Origin of the sequence: Paracoccus sp. (in: a-proteobacteria), from assembly GCF_035556475.1 — a bacterium.
Classification (GTDB): Bacteria; Pseudomonadota; Alphaproteobacteria; order Rhodobacterales; family Rhodobacteraceae; genus Paracoccus.
Genome location: NZ_DATMFA010000081.1, coordinates 1 through 18,223 on the forward strand (window position 1 = coordinate 1; position 18,223 = coordinate 18,223).

Below are 18,223 nucleotides of genomic sequence, written 5' to 3' on the forward strand. Positions count from 1 at the left end.
GCCGCGCCGCCGCGCCCTGAAGATGCGGGGGAACGCCGTGGCGAATGTCGAACCCGGCCCGTTTGCTTGCGGTCGAAATCATCCCACCCTTGCGCCCGTCGCGGGCTTTGGCCAATCTCCCTCCACCCATAGCGCAAGTCGAAGCCGTTTCCACCATGACCTTCCCAGAAAGCCCTCCGGCGGTCACGCCCGAGGCCGATCCCGTCCTGACGCCGGATGAGCGTCGCGTTCTGGCCCGCAGTCCAGCCGAATGCCTGCGACATGGCGTGATCCAGTCGCTGCCCTTCCTGCTGGTTCTGGTGCCTTTCGGTCTGCTCTTTGGCGTGCTGGCGGCGGAATCCGGTCTCGACCTCGCGCAGGTGCTGGGCTTTTCGGTGCTGGTGCTTGCGGGCGCGTCGCAATTCACCGCGGTGCAACTTCTGAACGATCATGCCCCGGTCGTCATCATCCTGCTTTCGGCCTTGGCGGTGAACCTGCGGATGGCGATGTATTCGGCCTCGCTGGTGCCCTGGCTGGGCGGCGCGTCGCCGTGCCAGCGGGGTCTGCTGGCCTATCTGCTGATCGACCAGTCCTATGCGCTGTCGATCCAGCAGTTCGAGAAGCATCCCCGCCTGCGGGTGGATCAGCGCCTTGCCTATTTCTTCGGGACGGCGCTTTGCTCGTGCATCCCCTGGGTCATCGCCAGCGCGGTGGGCTTCCGGCTGGGCCGGGCGATCCCCGAAAGCTGGGCGCTGGATTTCGCGCTGCCGATCACCTTCATCGCCATGGTGGCGCCGATGCTGCGCACGCCGGCGCATCTGGCGGCGGCCGCGGTCTCGATCATCGCGACGCTGGGGTTCAGCACGCTGCCCTCGGGGCTGGGGATCCTGCTGGCCGCGCCGCTGGCCATGGCCACGGGCGCGCTGGTCGAGCGGCGGATGGAACGCATCGCCGCAAGGGGGCTCGAATGAGCGGTTTCGACATGAAGGTCTGGTTCGTGATCCTGACGCTGGGGATCGGGACCTATCTGATCCGCTGGTCGTTCCTTGGGGTGATCGGGAAACGGCCGGTGCCGGAATGGGCGGCGCGCGCGCTGCGCTATACCGCCGTCGCCGTTCTGCCGGCGATCGCGGCGCCGCTGGTCGTCTGGCCGGCCGCGACAGGGGGGCAGCCCGATCCCGTGCGGCTGAGCGCGGCGGCAGTCGCGCTGGCCACCGGGATCATCACCCGCAACGTGCTTCTGGCGATCGTCGCGGGGATGGTGACGCTTTTCGGGATGCTCTACCTCTGGGCGTGAAGATGGCCGTCGGTGCCATAGCCGACGACCACGCCGTTCTTTTGCCTGAGCAGCACGTCATGGTTGTTGGCCGGATCGCCGTCCATGTGCTTTTTCGAGGTGACGCCGGGCAGGGTCAGGAACCAGTTGCGCAGCTTCAGCGGCGCGAATCCGGTCGGCGCGTTCTCGAATCCCGGCACCCGGCGCAGCACCTGGCCCGTCGCCACGGCGCAGAAGCTCTTGTTCGTGGCGCCCTGCCGCTCGGCCGAGCGGATCGCGGCATCGGCCACGGCCAGCGAAACCGGCACCGTATCCTCGGCCACCCAATAGGTCTGGCGGGCGTGATAGTCGATGTAGAAGTTACGGAAGTTCGGGGTGATCCCATAGAGGACGTCATGGCGCTCGGGGATCTGGGGATGGCTCCAGCTTCCGGCCGGGTCGAAGATCACGCGCTGGCTGCCGTTGATCATCAGCGCGGAATGCCCGCCCTCGCCCCGGGGAATGCCGATCACCGTCAGGAGGGTGATCGAGGGGGGCTCGTTCGAGACATAGCGCGCGCGCTGCACCTCCTGGTCGCTGGCCATGATGTTGTCTGCGCCGCAAGCCGCAAGAACGGCCGGCAGCGTCAGCGCAAGAAAGGCACGCCGTTGCATCTCAATTCTCCGGAAAGGGCGTCTGTCAGGCGTTGGTCAACGCCATGAAGATCAGGACTGCGATCGAGAGGCCCGCCACCCAGGTCGAGGCCTTGACGAAACCCGCAAAGGTTTTCTGATGCTCGCTGATATCCATTTCACCATGCTTGTGTTCGGTGATCTCGTGGTGCGATGCCATCCCATACCCCTCGTTCGACATGTGGGCCAAGGGATAGCCTAAAGCGGCATCCCTGTCACGCCCCCCATAGGTCGGCCCCGTCCGAGGTCTGGCCCGCGTGCCACACCCGTCCCGCAGCCCGCAGGTGGTTGATATGCCCGACCGCCTCGGCCAAGGCGAGACCGAATTCCGTCTTGCTGATCGCCCTGCGATAGAGCAGCTCGAAACAGTCGACCACCGTGCGCGGCGATTGGGCAAGGCCGGCAGCCAGCCGGTCGATTGCCGCGTTCTCGTTGTCGATCATTTGGCGCAGCCGCGTCGGCAGCCCGCGATAGGGCAGCTTGTGGCCGGGCAGGACCAGCTGCCGCTCATTCGCATGGGTCAGCAGATGCGTGCTGGATTCGATCCAGGCGCCGACCGTATCCGCCTCCGGCTCGTTCGGATAGACGCCCAGATTGGGCGAGATCGAGGCAAGCAACTGGTCGCCGCCGATCACGAGGTCGTCGTCCAGCGACCAGAGCGTCACATGCTCGGGCGCGTGCCCCTCGCCCATGTGCACGGTCCAGCGCCGGTTGCCAAAGGCGATCTCCTGCCCCTCGACCAGACGGCGGAAACCGGGCGGCAATGGGGCACTGTGGTCGGCCATGTTGAAGGGGCGTTCCTCGGCCCGTTCGGCGATCATCGCCGATGGCATCCCGGTGCGGCGCCAGAAGGCGACGGCCTCGGGCGTCGGGCGGTCCTGAAGGTCCAGAATGCTCATCCGTGCCATCAGCCAGGCGGTGCGCGAGGTCCAGAGTTCCGCCCCACGGGCCTCGAACCAGCCAGCCAGTCCCATATGGTCGAGGTGGTGATGCGTGACGATCAGCCGGGTGACGGGCAGGCCGCCAAGCGGTCCGGCCATCAGCCTTTGCCAGATGGCGCGGCAGTTGCGGGTGTCTATTCCGGTATCGATCACCGTCCAGCCGTCATCGTCGCGCAGCGCGTAGACATTGACGAAATCCGGCTTGAAGGGCAGGGGCATCTGCATCCACAGCACCCCCGGCGCGACTTCATGCGCCTCGCCCTCGGCGGGCTGGATATGCGTCAAGCTGTGGATCACGACGCCATTTGACCGAGGAATACCGCGTCGTCAAGCGCCTCGAGATCGGCAAGCCCGGCCTTCGCCGCCGCAAGATCGGCTGCGAATTGCGGCAGGATCCGGGCGATATGGACCCGCGCCAATGCCGCGCTGCCGCCCCGCGTCGCCGCAAGCAGGTGGTAATGCGCGCCAAGGACGCGCGCGAAGGCCGAGAGATAGGGTACCGCGCCGGAAAAACGCTCGGGCAGGTCGCGGTCCAGCAGATCCTGCGTCGCCTCGCGCAGGGTCTCGGCGCATTGCCAGACCTGATGGGCAAGCTCAGGCTCGGCACTCTGCGCAGCCTTGGCCCCGTCAAGGACCTCGTCCAGCAGGGCCATGGCGGCGGTCCCGCCATCGGCGAGCTTGCGCCCGACCAGATCCATGGCCTGAATGCCGTTCGTCCCCTCATAGATCGAGGTGATGCGCACGTCGCGCAGATATTGGGCGATGCCGGTCTCCTCGATATAGCCCATGCCGCCATGGACCTGCACCGCGGTATCGGCGGCGCGGGTGCCCGCATCCGTGCCATAGGCCTTGGCGATCGGAGTCAGGAAAGCGGCGCGCGCGGCCCAGTCGGCGCTGCCCGTGGCCTTCGCCATGTCGATCGCGACCGCGCAGGCAAGGCAGATGGCGCGGGCGGCAAAGACCTCGGCCCGCGCCGTCGCCAGCATCCGGCGCACATCGGGATGGCGGATGATCGGGCCCATCTGGACGCGCTCGGCGGCATAGGCGGCGGCCTGCTGCAACGCGGCCTCGCCCTGCGCGACGCCCTGGATGCCGACGCCAAGCCGGGCGCAGTTCATCATCGTGAACATCGCGGCCATGCCCTTGTGCTCGGCGCCCACGATCCAGCCCTTCGCGCCCTCGAAGCTCATCACGCAGGTGGGAGAGCCGTGGATGCCCAGCTTGTGTTCAAGGCTGACGACGCGCAGGTCGTTCGGGGCGCCGGGTTCGCCATTCTCGTCGGGGATGAATTTCGGCACCATGAAGAGGCTGATCCCCCGCGTTCCCGGCGCGCCATCGGGCAGCCGCGCGAGGACGAGGTGGCAGACATTCGCGGTCACGTCGCTGTCGCCCCAGGTGATGAAGATCTTTTGCCCGGTGATGCGATAGGTTCCGTCCTCCGCCCGCTCGGCCCGCGTGGTCAGCGCGCCCACATCCGAGCCCGCCCCCGGCTCGGTCAGGTTCATCGTGCCCGACCATTCGCCGGAATTGAGCTTGGGCAGGTAAAGCGCCTTCAGCTCCTCGCTGCCGTGATGCTCCAGCGCCTCGATCTGGCCCTGTGTCAGCAGCGGGTTCAGTTGCAGGGCAAGGCAGGCCGAGGCGACCATCTCGTTCACGGCCATGTTCAGCGCCTGCGGCAGGCCCATGCCGCCATGCTCGGGGCTGGAGGCGAGGCCGATCCAGCCGCCCTCGGCCAGCGCGGCGAAGGCTTCGGCGAAACCGGGGCTGGAGCGGAGTCGCCCGTTTTCGATCCTTGCGGGCGTCAGATCGCCCGAGCGGTTCACCGGCGCGATCACCTCGGTCGCGACGCGGCCGGCCTCGGTCAGGATGGCATCGACGGTTTCCGGCGTGGCCTCTGCGAACATCGCGGTTGCCGCGACTTCGGGCAGGCCCACGACCTTGTTCAGGATGAACGCGATCTGCTCGACCGGAGCGTTATATGCCATGATCCATTTCCCCCCTGCGCCTTGGCAAAACCGGCGTTGGCGCATAATTGAACCCTTGGCGCGATCATGATGGCCGTCGCTCAGGCCAGCAACCCGAACCCGACGTAACAAATGCAGACCCGACTTCTTTCACCGGACGATCAAGGGATTGACGAGGCTTGCGCCCTGCTGGCAGCGGGCGAGGTCGTCGCCATCCCGACCGAGACGGTCTACGGCCTCGCCGGCGACGCCCGCAACCCCGAGGCGGTGGCGCGAATCTATGCGGCGAAGGGGCGGCCCAGTTTCAACCCGCTGATCGTCCATGTCGCCGATCAGGACATGGCCGAGCGTTTCGCGGTCTTCGACAGCGAGGCGCTGGTGCTGACCGATGCGTTCTGGCCCGGCGCGCTGACGCTGGTGCTGCCGCTGCGGCCTGATGCGGGGATCGCGTCGCTGGTCACGGCGGGGCTTGATACGGTCGCGATCCGTATGCCCGCGCATCCGGTGGCGCACAGGCTGCTGGTGGCTTTCGGCGGGCCACTGGCCGCGCCCTCGGCCAATCCCTCGGGTCGAATCACCGCGACCACCGCCGCCCATGTCGCCGATCCCGCGAACGGGCTGGGCGGGCGGATCCCGGCCGTTCTGGACGCAGGGGCCTGCCCGGTCGGTGTCGAATCCACCATTGTCGGCTGGTCGGGCGGGCGTCCGGCGCTGCTGCGCCCCGGCGGCATTCCCGCCGAGGCGATCGAGGCCGCGCTGGGCCAGCGCCTGATGCGTCCCTCCCACGATCCCGATGCCCCGAGCGCGCCGGGCCAGTTGCTGAGCCATTACGCCCCGCGTGCCAGCCTGAGGCTGAACGCGACCGGGGCAGAGACGGGCGAGGTGATGATCGGTTTCGGCAAGGTGTCTGGCGACCTGACGCTCAGCGCCGGCGGCGACATGGTCGAGGCGGCGGCGCGCCTCTTCGAGGTTCTGCATCAGGCCGATGCGATGGAACGGCCCATTGCCATCGCGCCGGTGCCCGAGACCGGGCTGGGCGCTGCGATCAACGACCGGCTGCGCCGGGCCGCCGCGCCGCGCTAGCGCTCAGGCATGGCCCGCGCTGGGTGACAGCGCCAGCGGGTCGATCCCGAGGCCGCCAAGCGCCGCGCGCCATTTCCCGGCATTGTCCGAACCGAAGACCAGATCGTCCAGCCGGTCGGCGGTCAGCCAGCCATTGGCGAGGATCTCGGAATCGAGCTGACCCGGACCCCATCCCGCATAGCCGAGCGCGAGGAAGGCGGGCTGCGGGCCGTGCCCGGCCGCATAATCCTCAAGAATGTCACGGGTGGTCGAAAGCGCGATGCTGTCGCCGATCAGCATCCGCGTCTCGTTCGGGGTGCTGCCCTCGGGGACGTGATGCAGGACGAAGCCGCGCCCCGGCTCGACCGGGCCGCCGAATCGCACCGGAAGGTCGACCGCATTGGCGCCCGCGTCGATCCCCAATTGGGCCAGCAGGTCGCTGAAGCCAATCTCGGGCATGGGGCGGTTGACCAGAATCCCCATCGCCCCGTCCTCGGTATGCGCGCATACCAGGATGACGGAATGCTCGAAGCGCGGATCACGCATTCCGGGCATGGCGATCAGGAATTTGCCGGTCAGATCGGCGGACGTGTCCAATGGCTGCTCCCTCGTACTTAACCAAAAGATCGGCACTGGTTTGCGATTGCGCAAGAGTGGATGACCCTGCTTGCGTCATTGTGACTTCACCGACACCCCCGCGCGCGCCTAAGACTACGAACATGAAATCCGTCGCTCTTCTTTTCCTCTCGGTCATGCCTGCCTTTGCGCAGGGTGCTTTCGCTCAGAACCTGTCGCAGCCGGGCGCGCAGCCGCCCGGCCTCGTCTCGGCCGAGTTGATGCCGGGCTGGCTTACCCCGGAAGGGCACCGCATGACCGCGTTGCGGCTGGAACTTCAGCCGGGCTGGAAGACCTATTGGCGCAGCCCCGGCGATGCCGGCGTGCCGCCGGTCTTCGACTGGTCGGGGTCGCGGAACATGGGCGAGGTCGCGATGCATTGGCCGCGCCCCGAGACGATCGAATCCGGCGGAGAGCGCACGCTGGGCTATCACGACCGGCTGGTCCTGCCGATCGAGATTGCGCCCGTGGATCCGGCATTGCCGGTCGATCTGGCCGTGGTGGTCGATTTCGGCCTTTGCGAGGATATCTGCGTGCCGGTTCAGGTCACGCTGGCCGCGCCCCCGCCGCAGGAGACGCCCGACCCGCTGATCGAGGCCTCGCTGGCAACGGTTCCGACGCAGGAAACCGAACTGCCTGATTGCCATGTCGAGGAGATCGGCGACGGCATGCGCGTGACCGCGCGCTTTGCTGGCCGCGATGCACCCGAAGTGGCGATGGAACTGCCCGGAGACCCGGTCTGGGTCTCGCAGCCCGAGCTTGCCAATGTCGACGGCGTGCTGAGCGCGCGGGCCGATTTCGTTCCCGAGACGGGCAAGCCCTTCCCCCTCGATCCCGCGCGACTGCGCCTGACCCTGATCGGGCCGGATGACGCGACCGAGTTTCTGGGCTGCAACCCGGCCCGGGATTAAGGCGCGCGACTAGGCCTCGCCGTCGAGCCGCGCCGCGACCGAGAGCAGGTCGGCCCAGGCCTCGCGCTTCGCCAGCGGCGTGCGCAGCAGATAGGCGGGATGGGTCATCGGCAGGGCGGGCAGGCCGAAGGCCTCGCTCCACTTGCCGCGCAGCTTCAGAATGCCCTGCCGGTTCAGCGCCGCGATGCAGGGAGTATTGCCCATCAGGACCAGCAGCTCGGGTTGCACCAGCTCGACATGGCGGCGCAGGAAGGGCAGCATCAAGGCAATCTCGGCCGGTTCGGGTCTGCGGTTCCCCGGCGGCCGCCAGGGCAGGACATTGGTGATATAGAGCCCGCGCTCGGCATCGGTCGCGTCCCGCGACAGGCCGATGGCGGCGAACATCCGGTCGAGAAGCTGGCCCGCCCGTCCGACGAAGGGGCGGCCCTGCATATCCTCCTCCTCGCCCGGGGCCTCGCCGATCACCATGACCCGCGCACCGGCGCGCCCGTCGGCAAAGCAGAAATTGCGCGCACCTTTGCGCAGCTCGATCGGCTCGAAGCTTTCCTGCGCGGCGGCGAGGGCTGAAAGCGTGGTCGCGGCCCCGGCCAGCGCCTCGGCCCGCGCGGCATGGTCGGTCGCGGCATCCGGCGGCGGCGCAGTCGCGGCTGCGGGGGCCGGTTGGGCGGCAACCGGCGCGGCGGGGCGGTCGGGCAGGCCGTAGCGGTCGATCGCCGCGTCAAGGCATGGCTCGTCCGCGCCAAGCTCGGCCTGCCACTGCAAAAGCGCGAGTGCCGTTTCCGCGTCGAGCGCGAATCCCCTATAGGTCGGATCTGCCGTCATGCGCGCAGGCTAGGGCGCAAGCCGCGCCGCGACAAGGACCAGCGCGCGCGATGGTCCTAACGGGACTTGGCGAGGGGGGTGGTGTCGCCGCCCATCCCGACCAGCCGCTGGATCAGCGGCTTCGCGGTCGGCCCGATCCGGTCGCAGGCGGCGGGATCGTCGAGCAGCTTGAAGGCGGGGCCGTAATATTTGCGGTCATAGGCCGTCGCATCCAGCCCGAGCTTGGCCGCCAGCAGATCGCCGGTGCCGGTGATCAGCGTCCATTCGCCGTTGGAGATCTCGTATCCCGGGCAGTTCGAGGTGATCACGTTCACATTCGCGAGGTCGGCGATCAGCCGCGTCGCCTCCTCCTGATCGAGGCCCGAGATGTCGGGAAGCTGGACGGTGACGCCGCCGTCGGCCAGCGCCGCGCCGGCCATCAGCACCAGCGCTGCGGCCAAAGCCGTGCTTGGTTTCATGGGTTGCCCCTTTATTTCCGGTTGCCCGCCCATCCCGCCCCAAGGCCACACCGGGCGCAACCCAATTCGCCGTGAACTTGACGCAGGGTGACGGCAGGGCTAGGCGGTTTGCCGAACGCGCGTAGCACGAGAGGATGCCCTGCGATGACCACCCATTCCCTGCTGATCCTGCCCGGCGACGGCATCGGTCCCGAAGTGATGACCGAGGTGCGCAAGGTCATCGGCTGGTTCCAGACCAACAAGGGCATCCAGTTCGATGTCAGCGAGGATCTGGTCGGCGGTGCGGCCTATGACAAGCATGGCGTGCCGCTGGCCGACGAGACCATGGCCAAGGCGCAGGAAGTGGACGCTGTCCTTCTGGGCGCCGTGGGCGGCCCGGCCTATGACAACCTCGATTTCTCGGTAAAGCCCGAGCGCGGCCTTCTGCGGCTGCGCAAGGAGATGGACCTGTTCGCGAACCTGCGCCCGGCGCAATGTTTTGACGCGCTGGCCGATTTTTCGTCGCTGAAGCGTGAAGTGGTCGCGGGCCTCGATATCCTGATCGTGCGCGAACTGACCTCGGGCGTCTATTTCGGCGAGCCGCGCGGCATCCATTCCGACGACAATAACCCCCAGAACGAGGGTGGCCGCGTCGGGATCAACACCCAGCGCTATACCTCGGGCGAGATCCGGCGCGTCGCGCGCGCGGCCTTTGAGCTGGCGAAGAAGCGCGACAACCGCGTCTGCTCGATGGAAAAGGCCAACGTGATGGAATCGGGCATCCTCTGGCGTGAGGAGGTGCAATGGGTCCACGACAACGAATACCCGGAAGTTGAGCTGTCGCACATGTATGCCGATAACGGCGCCATGCAGCTTGTCCGCCGCCCCCGCCAGTTCGACGTGATCGTGACTGACAACCTGTTCGGCGACCTGCTCTCGGATGCCGCCGCGATGCTGACCGGCTCGCTTGGGATGCTGCCCTCGGCCAGCCTCGGCGCGCCGATGGCGAATGGCCGTCCGAAGGCGATGTATGAGCCGGTCCACGGCTCGGCCCCCGACATCGCGGGTCAGGGCAAGGCCAACCCGATCGCCTGCATCCTCAGCTTCGCCATGGCGCTGCGCTACAGCTACGACCTCGGCGCCGAGGCCGATCTGCTGGAGAAGGCGGTCGAGAAGGTGCTGGCCGACGGCGTACGCACCGCCGACCTGATGGGCCCCGAGGGCGGTACCCCGGTCTCGACCTCGCAGATGGGCGACAAGATCGTCGAGGCCCTTTCCGCACTCTGAGATACCGCCGCGCCCGCCCCGAAAGGCGGGCGCGGTCATTTCTGCGGGCCGGGGAGGGGCTATGCGGGGAAATCTCAGGGGGGCGCTGCTCGCCCTCATGTCGATGGGGATTTATTCGACCCATGACGTGATCATCAAATATCTGGGCGGGGGCTATCCCGCGCTGCAGATCCTGTTCTTTTCGGCCCTGTTCTCGTTCCCGCCCATCGCCATCCTGCTGCTGCGCGATCCAACGCATGGGACGCTCAGGCCGCGCTCTCCCTTCTGGGTCACGCTGCGCTCGCTCTGCATCGTCAATTCGGGGATCTGCGGCTTCTACGCCTTCTCGGCGCTGCCCCTCGCGCAGGTCTATTCGATCCTTTTCGCCGCACCCCTGATCATCACCATCCTTGCCGTGCCGATCCTGGGCGAGCGTGTTGGCCCGCAGCGCTGGCTGGCCGTCGCCGTGGGGCTGGCGGGCGTGCTGGTGGTGCTGCGGCCGGGCTATGTGCCCCTCGACCTCGGCCATCTCGCGGCGCTTTTCGCGGCACTCTCGAATGCCATGGCGGCGGTGGTGGTGCGCAAGCTCGGCCGGTCTGAGCGGACGGTGATCCTGATCCTCTGGCCCATCCTCGGAAACTTCCTGCTGACCGGGCTTTCCCTCGGGCTGGCCTATCGCCCGATGGCCGGGGGAGACCTTGCCCTCACCGCGCTGATCGCGCTGCTGGGACTTGCCGCCGGATTCCTGCTGATCCTCGCCTATCAGAATGGCGAGGCCGCGAATGTCGCGCCGATGCAATATTCCCAGATGCTCTGGGCAATCGCCTATGGCTGGCTGCTGTTCGAGGAGCGCCCCGACCGGGCGACGCTGATCGGCGCCGCGCTCATCATCGGCTCGGGTCTTTTCATCCTGATGCGCGAGGGCAGCGGCAGTTCGAACCTGCGGCCCGTGACCGAGGCACGCCTGCGCAGCGAGACGGTCATAACGCCGCGCGCCAGCTTGCTCAGGCGGATGCTGAACCGGCGATAAAAGCGCACGAACCCCCTTGCATTCCGCCGTCCGTCGGGCTACCTGCCCCTCCACGGTCGGAGCGTAGCGCAGCCTGGTAGCGCACCTGCTTCGGGAGCAGGGGGTCGGAGGTTCGAATCCTCTCGCTCCGACCATTGAACATCATCCCGAAAATCTGTCGCATCGTAAGCCACCCGCGCGGGAACGCCGTTCGTTCGCTTCGCATCGGGCGACGTGTTCATCAGTCGGTCCGGTGGCGCCGAATATGGTCGGCCATGATGCAGAGCAGCTCGAAAACCACGGTTGCGCCCACAAGCGCGGTCATGCCGCCGACATCGAACGGGGGCGAGACCTCGACGACATCCGCGCCGACGATATTCACCTTGTCCAGCAGGCGAAGCATCTCCTGAGCCTCGCGGGTGGTGAAGCCGCCGATCTCGGGCGTGCCGGTGCCGGGCGCCATCGAGGGGTCGATGCAGTCGATATCGAAGGTGATATAGGTCGCATCGCTGCCGACGATTGCGGTGGCTTCGGCGATCACATCGGCAGCACCACGGCGGATGAATTCCTCGATATAGATGATCCGCACGCCCTGCGCCTTGGCCCAGTCATGCTCTCCCGTTTCGTAGACCGAGCCGCGAATGCCGATCTGCACGAGACGTTTGGGATCGAGCAACCCTTCCTCGATGGCGCGTCGGAAGGGCGTTCCATGGGTATAGCGATTGCCGCCGAAATAGCTGTCATTGGTATCGGAATGCGCGTCGAACTGTATCATCCCGAGGGGCTTTCCGCCCGCAGGCCTGCCCGATGAAATGGCGCGCAGGACCGGAAGCGTGGTGAGGTGATCGCCCCCGACCGAAAGCGGAAGCGCGCCCGCCGCCACGATCCGGGACATGCCCTCCTCTATTCGGGCGATGCTGTCGGCCAGATCGACGGGATTGACCGGAAGGTCGCCCACATCCGCGACATTTGCCATTTCATATGGCGCGATCCCGGAAACATGATGGGCGCTGCGCATCAGGCTTGAGAGGTTTCTGACCTCGCGCGGGCCATGCCGGGCGCCGGCGCGATTGGTCGTGCCTCCATCCCAGGGGATGCCGACCAGCGCGATATCCAGCCCTTCGGCCGTTGCCACCGCCGGCAGGCGCATGAACGTGGACTGGCCGGCAAAGCGGGGCACTTCGGCTGCATCGACGGGTTTGTGATAGCGAGGCATGGCGGCCCTCTCCGGCTGGGTTCACGGAAACATCGCGTCGGCGCCTTGTCCGTCGTCGAGGGACTTGGGACGGGCCGCCCACGCCCCATAGGAACGGGTTTTGGCGCGCCAGCTCAAGACCCAAGCGTGCGACCATTCGCGGCGGGCGTGCCGGGATCCCGATGGCTAGCCCATGACCGAGAAGCTCGATTCGGCATTGATCGCGCGTTTTCGGCTGTAGGTGCCAAGGCCGATCTCGCGGCGCGTCCGTTCCAGCCGGAAAGCCAGAGGCTCGGCATCGTGATCATGTCCGGCCTCGGATTCCGTGATGAGGTGGTTCATCAGCTTGCCCACGACAGGCGCCATCTTGAACTGGTTCCCGGATGTTCCGCAGGCGAGGTAGAAACCCGGCAGGCTGGTCCTGTCAAAGATCGGCAGCCAGTCGTCCGACGTGTCGTAAAGCGCCACCAGCCCGCTTGCCTGACCGGGAATGCGCATCTCGGGCAAGCGCATCGCCCCGCGCATCACGATGGTCGTCCACTGGTCGGTGAAGCGGGTGTCGAGCGCGTCGGGATCCTCGATCCATTCATGCGTGTCGCAGGCCGGATCGGTTGAGCCGACGCAGATGCCGACCGGGTCGGGGCGGGCATAGAACTCGGCATCCAGATCGGCGATCACGATGCCGTCCTGGCGATAATCCATATTGGCGGGGCCGGGAATATAGGCGACCTCCTGACGGTTCGGGCGGTTGCGGATGGTCATGTCCCCGGTCACGCCGGCCATACGGTTCAGCGCCGCCGACCACGGACCGGCCGCATTGACCACGACATCTGCGGGGAGCACCGAGCCATCCTCGAGCCGGACGCCCGAAACGCGGCCTTCCCGCGTCTCAATCCCCGCCACCTTGGCGCGGAAGCGGAACGCCGCCCCCTCGCGCTCGGCCGCCCATTGCAGGTTCTGCGCGGCCAGTTTCGGATCGTTCACATAGCCCGCCTGATGGAAGAATACCGCGCCGCCCACCTGCTCCGGGTTCGGTTCGCCGAAATCGGGGTGGTCGAGGCGCCGGGCGGGGGCATAGGATTGCAGGTCGGCCTTGGGCAGATAATCGCGGATGCCCTCGGGCGCGACGCGGTCATAGGCCCCGCCGATCCGGTCCATGATCTCGGTGATTCTGGTCATCGCCGCGCCCTCGCCGGAATAGATCACCAGCGATCCGGTCTCTCTATAAGTGGCGAGCGGGCGTTCATCGGGCAGACCGACATAGGCGGCCCAGTCGCGCCAATAGGTCCAGCCCTCCAGCGCCATGGCGCAGGTTTCCATGACTGAATAGTTGATGCGGATCACCGCCGAGGAATTCGAGGTCGAGCCGTAGCCGGCCTCGGGGGCCTTGTCGACGACGGTGACGGCCCAACCCGCTTTCGCCATTTCATAGGCGATGGCGCCACCGATGATCCCCGCCCCGATGATGACGACCTGCTTCATTCCCCGCTCTCCCTTGGTAAAGCCGTGACCTTCCGCCGCAGCGGCTTGTTGCCTGAGGCTTCACCGATGCTATACGCAGGCTTTCGGGGCGGGCAATTCAGTTCGCCTGGCGGGTGCGACAGGCCAGCTAAACTAACGACCAGCAAGCGGGAGTTCCCTTGGCGCAGCTTCCCCCTTTGCGCGCGATGCAGATCTTCGAGGCCTTCGGGCGTCTCGGCACGGTCCACGCGACGGCGCAGGAACTGAATGTGACGCCGGGGGCGGTCAGCCAGCAATTGCGCCTGCTCGAGGAACATCTGGACATGGTGCTGCTGGTCAAGGACGGCCGCCGCGCCGCCCTGACCCCGGCCGCGCGCGGATATCACGAGCTGATCTCGCAGGGGTTCGGGCGCTTTGCGCTGGCGCAGGACTATATCGCGGAACACCGGGTCGCGCAGGAGTTGACGCTTTCCTGCCTGCCGACCCTGCTGCAACGCTGGCTGAACCCGTTGCTGCCCGCTTTTCAGGCTGCCGCGCAGGAATCGACCCTGCGGCTGATCGCACAGGATCTCGAGCCGGATTCGCATATGCTCGAGCATATGTTCCGCCTGACCTATGGCGAGGCCGGGCGGCGCTATACCCATTCGCGCGTGCTCTTCACCGATCACTGCTTTCCGGCGGCCTCGCCCGATTTCCTGGCCCGCCACCCCGAGGCGCTGACCGCCGACGGCCTGTCGCGCCTGCCCCTGATCGGCATTGACTGGGGCGCGCAATACACGACCGAGCCGCATTGGCGCGACTGGTTCAAGATGCAGCTTACCGCCGACCCGCCGCCGCTGCGCCATGTCGCGATCTATTCGGCCTCGGGCATGGGGCTGGAAGCGGCCGCCGCTGGGCAGGGTGCGGTCCTGGCGCAATGGTCCTTCGCGAGGGGTGACCTCGAATCCGGCCGGCTGGTGCGCCTGTCGCCGGACCGGCTTGCGCTGCCCGATCCCTATTTCATCTGCTGGGGCCAGACCACGCTGGACCGGCCCGTCGCGCGCCAGTTCCTGAACTGGCTGATGCAGATGGCGAAGTCGATGCGCGATCAGATGCAGCAGAAAAACTAAACGATTGCCCACTCCTTCTGTGCTTATCCTGCGGCGCCCCGGCGCTAAGGTTGACCCAACACAGCTACGAAGGATGCAGCCATGTTTCTGAAGAACGCCTGGTACGTTGCGGCCTGGAGCCACGAGGTCACGGACAGCCTGCAGCAGATCGTCGTTCTGGGGGAAAAGATCTGCGTCTATCGCAACAGCCAGGATGAGGTGATCGCGCTTGAGGATGCCTGCCCGCACCGCAAGCTTCCGCTGTCCAAGGGCCGCATCAAGGGCGACAATGTCGAATGCAGCTATCACGGCCTGACCTTCGACTGCGCCGGTCAATGCGTCTGGGCGCCGGGCGGCGGGCGCATCCCCTCGGCCGCGAAGGTCCGGCCCTATCCGGTGCACGAGAAATACGGCCTCGTCTGGATCTGGATGGGCAATGCCGCCATCGCCGATGCCGACGACATCATCGACATCCCGAATTTCGACAGCCCGGACTGGGGCATCAATCGCGGCGCCGCGATGGAGTTGCAGTGCAACTACCTGCTGATGTGCGACAACCTGCTGGACCCCACGCATGTCGCATGGGTTCACGAAAGCAGCTTCGCCCAGGCCGCGACCAAGGATGCGCCGCTGAAGGTGACGCGCACCGACAATGGCGTCATCGTCCACCGCTGGATGATGAATGTCGAGCCCGCGCCCTTCTACAAGAAGATCGTCGAGTTCGAGGGGAATTGCGACCGGTTGCAGCATTACGAGGTGCGCTATCCCAGCCACGCGCTGATCCGCGCGGTCTTTACCCCGGCGGGCACCGGCGGGCCTGACGGGACGCTGGATGAAAAAACCTTCGTCATGGACAGCTACAATTTCATGACGCCCACGACCGAGACCGAGACCCGCTATTACTGGTTCCAGCTGCGCAACATCCGGCCCGATGACGCAGACCTGTCCTTGATGATGTCCGAGGACGTCCGCCACGCCTTCGAGGAAGATCGCGCCGTGCTGAACGAGGTGCAGGTCGGCATGACCTCCAAGACCTCGCCCCATATCGACCTGTCGATCGACGCGGGCCAGCTGCGCTTCCGCCGCCAGCTTGAGGCGATGATCGCCGAAGAGCGGATGGTCGACGAAAAGATGCGGGCGTGACCATGGCCGGGGGTTTTCGCCGGTTCCGAGTCGCCCGGAAATTGCCGGAAAGCAGCGTCATCACCTCGTTCCATCTGGTGCCCGAGGATGGCGGCCCGCTTTGGGACATGCGGCCGGGCCAGTATCTGACCCTGCGCATCCCCCTTGCCGAAGGCCCGGTGCTGCGCACCTATTCCCTGTCCGCCCCGGCCGAGGGTCGCGATCACCATCGGATCAGCGTCAAGCGCGAGCCGATGGGATCGGGGTCGGGTTGGCTGCATGACAAGCTGGCCGAAGGCGACATCGTGGAAATCGCCGCCCCCCGCGGCAGCTTCTGCCTTGACGAGACGAGCGAGCGGCCGGTCCTGCTGCTGGCGGGCGGCGTCGGCATGACTCCCTTGCTGGCCATGCTGCACCGGCTGGTGCAGACCCGGCGCCGGGCATGGTTCGTCCATGCCGTCGAGAATGGCGAGGTTCACGCGCTGCGGGACGAGGTTGCGGCGCTCTCCGCCGCCTCGGACGGGCGCATCACCCTGCGCAACGTCTATCGTGCGCCGACCGAAGAGGACCGCGCCGCGGCACGCTTCGACGGCGAGGGCATGGTGGACCGGGCGCTTTTGCAGTCGCTGCTGCCGCTGGATGACTATGACGTCTATCTGTGCGGGCCGACCCCCTTCATGGTCGCGATGTGGCGGCTTCTGACCGGGCTCGGCATCGCGCCCCACCGCATCGCCTATGAGTTTTTCGGCAAAGGTGGGTCGCTGGCCGCGCTGGCCGCCGCGCCCGTGGCGGCGACCCATACCGACCGCCGGATGCCCGCCCATGCGCCGCAATCGCTGTCCCGGCTGGAGTTCATCACCGACCCCGATGCCCGCGCCTTGCCCGATCAGATTGCGCGCCCGGTTCTGTCCGCCACGGAGGGGCCGGGGGCCGAGGTGGTCTTTGCCCGCTCGGGCGTGACCGTCCCGTGGAGCGATGGCGCGGCCTCGATCCTTGAACTGGCCGAAGGGGCGGGGCTGGACCCAGCCTTCAGTTGCCGCGCGGGGATCTGTGGCACCTGCCGCTGCGGCATCGCCGAAGGGGCGGTCGAATATGTCTCGGACCCGCTCGACCCGCCGCCGCCCGGTCAGGTGCTGATCTGCTGTTCGCGTCCCGCCGGGCGCGTCGTTCTGGAGCTGTGACGCCGATGCCAAGCTTGCAACCTCGTCCCGAAGGCCGCGTCAACCTGAGGGTAATCGGGCCGTCATGTGAAAAATCGCGGGACTTTCCTGACATTCAAGGAAAGGGAAGGGGCGACGCCATGACCTTCATGCCGCTTGATTATCCGACCATGCGGGCCGGGTTCCTGGAGGCAGCGAAAGCCGCCGGGGCCGAGATCGTCGAATATCGCCACCCTTTGCCCGGCCCCCATGCCGAGGTCCTTGCCACCGACGTGGCCCTGATCGGCAGCCGGAATGCGACGCGGCTTCTGATCGTCAATTCCGGCACGCATGGGGTCGAGGGCGCCTATGGCTCGGCCGCGCAGGTGGCGTGGATGCGCAGGCACACGCCCTGGCACCTGCCCGAGAATGTCGCCGTCCTGCTGATCCATCTGATCAACCCATGGGGCGCCGCCTGGTCGCGCCGCGTGAACGAGGACAATGTCGACCTGAACCGCAACTTCATCGACTGGTCGCAGCCGCGGCCCGAAAATCCGGGCTATCCGGCGCTGCATCCGGCGCTGACCTTCACCGATCTGGACGGCCCCGACCGGGCGCGGGCGCGCGATGCCTATGCGCAGGCGCAGCAGCGGGCGGGCGGCTATGCCGGCCTCGCCTCGACGATCGAGGCAGGGCAATACACCCATCCCGACGGGCTGTTCTATGGTGGCGATGGCGCGGTCTGGTCGAACCTGACGCTGAACCGCATCCTGTCCGACTTCGCGTCCGGGGCCGAGGATGTGGTCGTCTTCGACCTGCATACCGGCGCGGGCCCCTATGGCTATCCGGCTTTGCTGTCGGTGGCGGTGGAGGACCATGCGGGACTCGACTGGGGCAAGGCGCTTTACGGCCCGGCGCTCTCCGTCGTCCTGACCGGCGCGGGAAAGACCACGGATACCGGCATTGCGGCGACGGCGACGGGCTATGTCTCGGACGCGGTGCGCAGGGGGACGCCGCGGGCGCGCGTCCTGCCGCTGGTGATCGAATGCGGGACGCTGCCGGGGGAAGAAGTCAACGACACCGTCCGGGCAGATAACTGGCTGCACCTGCATGGCGACGTCGCCTCGGCCCAGGGACAGCAGATCAAGGACAGCCTGCGCCACGCCTTCATTCCCGCGGATCCGGCCTGGCAAACGCAGGTGCTGGCGGTCAGCCTGTCCTGTTTCGACCGCGCGCTTGCGGACCTTGAGGCCAAGGGCGGCAGC

Annotated in this window: 18 protein-coding genes, 1 tRNA gene and 1 pseudogene; 11 read left to right on the forward strand and 9 right to left on the reverse strand. The window is 66.9% G+C overall.

What is annotated here, in order from left to right:
- Positions 1 to 155: 155 nt before the first annotated feature.
- Both VNQ78_RS10345 and VNQ78_RS10350 read left to right on the forward strand, forming a co-directional pair.
- Positions 156 to 950, forward strand: coding sequence for an AzlC family ABC transporter permease (locus tag VNQ78_RS10345; protein ID WP_325689353.1), 795 nt, complete (start codon positions 156 to 158; stop codon positions 948 to 950).
- The gene (locus VNQ78_RS10350; protein WP_325689355.1) at positions 947 to 1,276 is read left to right on the forward strand and encodes an AzlD domain-containing protein; all 330 of its coding nucleotides are present in this window, start codon (positions 947 to 949) and stop codon (positions 1,274 to 1,276) included. The genes VNQ78_RS10345 and VNQ78_RS10350 overlap by 4 nt, the downstream gene beginning before the upstream one ends.
- On the opposite strand, the gene VNQ78_RS10355 is transcribed toward VNQ78_RS10350, so the two are convergent.
- The 4 genes from VNQ78_RS10355 to VNQ78_RS10370 are packed head-to-tail and all read right to left on the reverse strand — an operon-like array spanning position 1,261 to position 4,852.
- Complete coding sequence (locus VNQ78_RS10355) at positions 1,261 to 1,908, reverse strand: hypothetical protein (protein WP_325689357.1); 648 nt, start codon at positions 1,906 to 1,908, stop codon at positions 1,261 to 1,263. The two genes, VNQ78_RS10350 and VNQ78_RS10355, sit on opposite strands and share 16 nt — an antisense overlap.
- A gap of 25 nt (positions 1,909 to 1,933) precedes the next feature.
- Positions 1,934 to 2,086, reverse strand: coding sequence for an aa3-type cytochrome c oxidase subunit IV (locus VNQ78_RS10360; protein ID WP_325689360.1), 153 nt, complete (start codon positions 2,084 to 2,086; stop codon positions 1,934 to 1,936).
- A 55-nt stretch (positions 2,087 to 2,141) separates the two neighbouring features.
- Positions 2,142 to 3,164, reverse strand: coding sequence for an MBL fold metallo-hydrolase (locus VNQ78_RS10365; RefSeq protein WP_325689362.1), 1,023 nt, complete (start codon positions 3,162 to 3,164; stop codon positions 2,142 to 2,144).
- Positions 3,161 to 4,852 (reverse strand): acyl-CoA dehydrogenase family protein, encoded by a 1,692-nt coding sequence (locus VNQ78_RS10370; RefSeq protein WP_325689364.1) that lies wholly within the window; start codon positions 4,850 to 4,852, stop codon positions 3,161 to 3,163. Before VNQ78_RS10370 ends, VNQ78_RS10365 begins: the two co-directional genes overlap by 4 nt.
- A 111-nt stretch (positions 4,853 to 4,963) precedes the next feature.
- On the opposite strand from VNQ78_RS10370, the gene VNQ78_RS10375 reads away from it, so the two are divergent.
- Complete coding sequence (locus tag VNQ78_RS10375; protein ID WP_325689366.1) at positions 4,964 to 5,914, forward strand: L-threonylcarbamoyladenylate synthase; 951 nt, start codon at positions 4,964 to 4,966, stop codon at positions 5,912 to 5,914.
- A gap of 3 nt (positions 5,915 to 5,917) precedes the next feature.
- On the opposite strand, the gene VNQ78_RS10380 is transcribed toward VNQ78_RS10375, so the two are convergent.
- Positions 5,918 to 6,490 carry a YqgE/AlgH family protein gene (locus VNQ78_RS10380; protein ID WP_325689368.1) on the reverse strand — a complete coding sequence of 191 codons (573 nt, stop codon included), beginning with the start codon at positions 6,488 to 6,490 and terminating at the stop codon, positions 5,918 to 5,920.
- 122 nt (positions 6,491 to 6,612) lie between these two features.
- Between VNQ78_RS10380 and VNQ78_RS10385 the strand changes: the two genes are divergently transcribed.
- Entirely contained in the window at positions 6,613 to 7,419 is an 807-nt protein-coding gene (locus VNQ78_RS10385; protein ID WP_325689370.1) for a protein-disulfide reductase DsbD domain-containing protein, read from the forward strand.
- Between the two features lie 9 nt (positions 7,420 to 7,428).
- Here VNQ78_RS10385 and VNQ78_RS10390 read toward each other — a convergent pair whose 3' ends face one another.
- A complete protein-coding gene (locus VNQ78_RS10390) occupies positions 7,429 to 8,241 on the reverse strand; it encodes a uracil-DNA glycosylase (RefSeq protein ID WP_325689372.1) in 813 nt (270 codons plus the stop codon).
- A gap of 56 nt (positions 8,242 to 8,297) precedes the next feature.
- Complete coding sequence (locus VNQ78_RS10395) at positions 8,298 to 8,699, reverse strand: hypothetical protein (protein ID WP_325689374.1); 402 nt, start codon at positions 8,697 to 8,699, stop codon at positions 8,298 to 8,300.
- 144 nt (positions 8,700 to 8,843) lie between these two features.
- Here VNQ78_RS10395 and leuB point away from each other — a divergent pair, with 144 nt between their 5' ends.
- The 3 genes from leuB to VNQ78_RS10410 all read left to right on the forward strand — a co-directional run bounded on the left by leuB (position 8,844) and on the right by VNQ78_RS10410 (position 11,108).
- Positions 8,844 to 9,965, forward strand: coding sequence for a 3-isopropylmalate dehydrogenase (leuB, locus tag VNQ78_RS10400; protein ID WP_325689376.1), 1,122 nt, complete (start codon positions 8,844 to 8,846; stop codon positions 9,963 to 9,965).
- 61 nt (positions 9,966 to 10,026) lie between these two features.
- Positions 10,027 to 10,974, forward strand: a complete 948-nt coding sequence (locus VNQ78_RS10405) for a DMT family transporter (RefSeq protein ID WP_325689378.1) — start codon at positions 10,027 to 10,029, stop codon at positions 10,972 to 10,974.
- 57 nt (positions 10,975 to 11,031) lie between these two features.
- Positions 11,032 to 11,108, forward strand: a tRNA-Pro gene (locus VNQ78_RS10410).
- An 86-nt stretch (positions 11,109 to 11,194) separates the two neighbouring features.
- On the opposite strand, the gene speB is transcribed toward VNQ78_RS10410, so the two are convergent.
- Positions 11,195 to 12,169 carry an agmatinase gene (speB, locus tag VNQ78_RS10415; RefSeq protein ID WP_325689380.1) on the reverse strand — a complete coding sequence of 325 codons (975 nt, stop codon included), beginning with the start codon at positions 12,167 to 12,169 and terminating at the stop codon, positions 11,195 to 11,197.
- Positions 12,170 to 12,334: 165 nt separating this feature from the next.
- Positions 12,335 to 13,630, reverse strand: a complete 1,296-nt coding sequence (locus VNQ78_RS10420) for an FAD-dependent oxidoreductase (RefSeq protein ID WP_325689382.1) — start codon at positions 13,628 to 13,630, stop codon at positions 12,335 to 12,337.
- A 158-nt stretch (positions 13,631 to 13,788) separates the two neighbouring features.
- On the opposite strand from VNQ78_RS10420, the gene VNQ78_RS10425 reads away from it, so the two are divergent.
- The 4 genes and pseudogenes from VNQ78_RS10425 to VNQ78_RS10440 form a co-directional block, all read left to right on the forward strand.
- Positions 13,789 to 14,718: a LysR substrate-binding domain-containing protein gene (locus VNQ78_RS10425; protein ID WP_325689384.1), complete on the forward strand. Its 930-nt coding sequence runs from the start codon at positions 13,789 to 13,791 to the stop codon at positions 14,716 to 14,718.
- 81 nt (positions 14,719 to 14,799) lie between these two features.
- Entirely contained in the window at positions 14,800 to 15,840 is a 1,041-nt protein-coding gene (locus VNQ78_RS10430) for an aromatic ring-hydroxylating dioxygenase subunit alpha (RefSeq protein WP_325689386.1), read from the forward strand.
- A gap of 2 nt (positions 15,841 to 15,842) precedes the next feature.
- On the forward strand, positions 15,843 to 17,000 hold the full coding sequence (locus VNQ78_RS10435) for a 2Fe-2S iron-sulfur cluster-binding protein (protein WP_325689430.1): 1,158 nt from the start codon (positions 15,843 to 15,845) through the stop codon (positions 16,998 to 17,000).
- A gap of 149 nt (positions 17,001 to 17,149) precedes the next feature.
- Positions 17,150 to 18,154 (forward strand): annotated as a pseudogene (locus tag VNQ78_RS10440) (DUF2817 domain-containing protein); the annotation flags it as partial.
- Positions 18,155 to 18,223 lie beyond the last annotated feature (69 nt).